The 2727-nt window shown below is 38.3% G+C and carries 3 protein-coding genes; all 3 read left to right on the top strand.

Translation table 11 applies throughout. From position 1 onward, the window contains the following. Positions 1 to 34 precede the first annotated feature (34 nt). A complete protein-coding gene (gene scfA / locus ACTTKP_RS12115; protein WP_023353408.1) occupies positions 35 to 175 on the top strand; it encodes a six-cysteine ranthipeptide SCIFF in 141 nt (46 codons plus the stop codon). 84 nt (positions 176 to 259) lie between these two features. After that, complete coding sequence (gene scfB, locus ACTTKP_RS12110; protein WP_442554139.1) at positions 260 to 1687, top strand: thioether cross-link-forming SCIFF peptide maturase; 1428 nt, start codon at positions 260 to 262, stop codon at positions 1685 to 1687. 60 nt (positions 1688 to 1747) lie between these two features. Beyond that, positions 1748 to 2727 (top strand): preprotein translocase subunit SecD (locus ACTTKP_RS12105; protein ID WP_442554138.1); only part of this gene is annotated, 980 nt, incomplete at its 3' end.

Genomic DNA, 2727 nt, shown 5'->3' with positions numbered 1-2727 from the left:
AAATAAAGAAATATAAAGGTAAGGAGAATAGTATATGAAGCATATTAAGAGCTTAACTACAAGAAATCTTAAAGAGTCTATGAAAAAGGGCGGCTGTGGAGAATGTAAGACATCATGTCAGTCAGCTTGTAAGACATCTTGTACAGTAGGTAACCAGAGCTGTGAGGCTAGGTAAACTAATTCCTGCCTTTACTAAAAAGTCAGAGTTTAAGCAGCGGCTTCAGTCGCTGCTTATCTTTCGTAGAAAGGAACCAATAATTTGATTCATCAGTTTCAGAGTAATGGATATAATATAGTTTTAGATGTAAACAGCGGTTCAGTGCATGTAGTTGATGAGGCAGCCTATGACTGTATAGCTTTATTCAATGAAAAGGTTATTGAAAAAAAAGAAAATGAAGCAGAAGCACTTGCTGTTATAAAAAGCATAATACTTGAAAAGTATAAAAATATGCCCGTGACAGAAGAAGATTTTGATGATATAATTTCAGAAATCAAAGAGTTACAGGAAGCAGGGCAGCTTTTTACAGAAGATATTTATGAAAAATATGTGAAAGATTTTAAACATAGGAATACAGTAGTTAAGGCACTTTGCCTTAACATAGCACATGACTGTAACCTTGCCTGTCGTTACTGCTTTGCAGGGGAGGGAGAGTATCAGGGTGACAGAGGAATGATGAGTTATGAGGTAGGTAAGGCGGCCTTTGACTTCCTCATTAAAAATTCAGGTCACAGAAAAAATCTTGAGGTGGATTTTTTTGGCGGTGAGCCACTTATGAATTGGAATACGGTTAAAAAGCTGGTTGCTTATGGAAGGGAACTTGAAAAGATTCATGATAAAAACTTCCGTTTTACCCTCACAACCAATGGAATGCTGTTAAATGACGAAATAATTGATTTCTGTAACAAAGAAATGACAAATGTTGTGCTTAGTATAGATGGGCGTAAATGTGTACATGATTATATGCGTCCTACAAGAGGCGGAAATAAGAGCAGCTATGACATCATTATTCCAAAACTTAAAGATTTTGCTGCCAAGCGTGGCAAAAAGGAATATTATGTAAGAGGTACTTATACAAGTAAAAATCTTGATTTTGCAGCAGATGTTCTTCATCTTGCAGATGAAGGGTTTACGGAAATATCTCTTGAGCCGGTAGTTTCCCTGCCTTCAGAGCCTTATGCGATAAAAGAAGAAGATATTCCTGTAATTAAGGAACAGTATGACCTTCTTGCTAAAGAATATATCAGGCGGAGGAGAGATGGAAGAGGTTTTACCTTCTTTCACTTTATGATAGATCTCTCAGGAGGACCTTGTGTAGCTAAGCGTCTTTCAGGTTGTGGCTCAGGTACGGAATATGTGGCTATCACTCCTTGGGGAGATATTTATCCTTGTCATCAGTTTGTTGGAGAAGAAGGCTTTGTTATAGGAAATGTTTATGAAGGCATTACAAATACTGATTTGCAGGAAGGATTTAAACATCAAAATGTCTATGAAAAGCCAAAATGCCGTGACTGCTTTGCCAGATACTACTGTAGTGGAGGCTGTGCTGCCAATTCGTTTAAGTTCAGTGGTAATATAGATGATGTGTACGAGATAGGCTGTGAACTTCAGAGGAAGCGTATAGAATGTGCGATTATGATTAAGGTTGCAGAAGAGACAGCAGAAGAAGAGGTCTGTCCGAACTTATAACCAGATTTCGTGGAGATTTTCTCCTGAAAAATAAAGAACTAAAGAAAGGTGAATTTTACAATGAACAGCAAAAAACGAGGCATGGCTAAAATATTCAGCTATGTCATAGTTATAGCACTTTTAGCAGCCGTTGCCTTAGGGGCATTTGGCAATAAGGCGGGAAGTGCTGGGAGCATTAAGAGGGGACTTGACTTAGCAGGTGGAGTAAGTATTACTTATGAGACTGTAAAAGCAAAACCTACAGCTACTGAGATGGCTGATACTATTGAAAAAATGAGACTTCGTGCAGAAATTTTCAGTACAGAGTCCGAAGTGTATCAGGAAGGTTTAAACAGAGTAGTTGTAGATATTCCTGATGTTAAGGATGCAGATGCAGTGCTTAAGCAGCTTGGTTCAGCAGGTGCACTTCAATTCATTCCTGTTGAGGGTAATATTAGTTTTAAAGATGGGAAGTACAAGTTTAATAAGAGCATCGAAGAACTTGCTAAAGAGAAGAAAATAGCAGTAGACGGTGCGGATATAGCTACAGCAAGAGCACAGAGCATAAAGGGCGAGGCAGGAGTTGGAATCCAGTATATAGTTGAGCTTGAGCTTAATGCAAAGGGTGCTAATAAGTTTGCTAAGGCAACAGAGGAAAATCTTAAGAAACAGATAGCTATTGTATATGATGGAAATATTATTTCCGCTCCTGTAGTGCAGAGTGTTATCTCGGATGGTAAGGCTCAGATTTCAGGACAGGATTCTATGGAAGAAGCTGAGAGGCTTGCTTCTATAATAAGAGTTGGAGCACTTCCTCTTGAACTTAAAGAAGTTCGTTCCAGTGTTGTGGGAGCAAAGCTTGGAGATACAGCTCTTGAAACTTCACTTTTAGCAGGACTCATAGGTTTTATTATAGTATTTTTATTTATGATAATTATGTATAAGATACCGGGTCTTGCATCAAGTTTAGCACTTATTGCCTACATCACTGTTGAGCTTGTACTCTTACAGCTCTTACAGATTACACTTACTCTTCCGGGTATTGCAGGTATTGTGCTTTC

It is taken from the genome of Catonella sp. (assembly GCF_052169795.1).
Taxonomy (GTDB): Bacteria; Bacillota; Clostridia; order Lachnospirales; family Lachnospiraceae; genus Catonella.
Note: the sequence above shows the minus strand (reverse complement) of the source record. Positions and strands in the feature narration are given on the sequence as shown.

Excerpts from the sequence above, each read along its gene's own strand:
- scfA (WP_023353408.1), top strand. The coding sequence starts at position 35 with ATGAAGCATATTAAGAGCTTAACTACAAGAAATCTTAAAGAGTCTATG.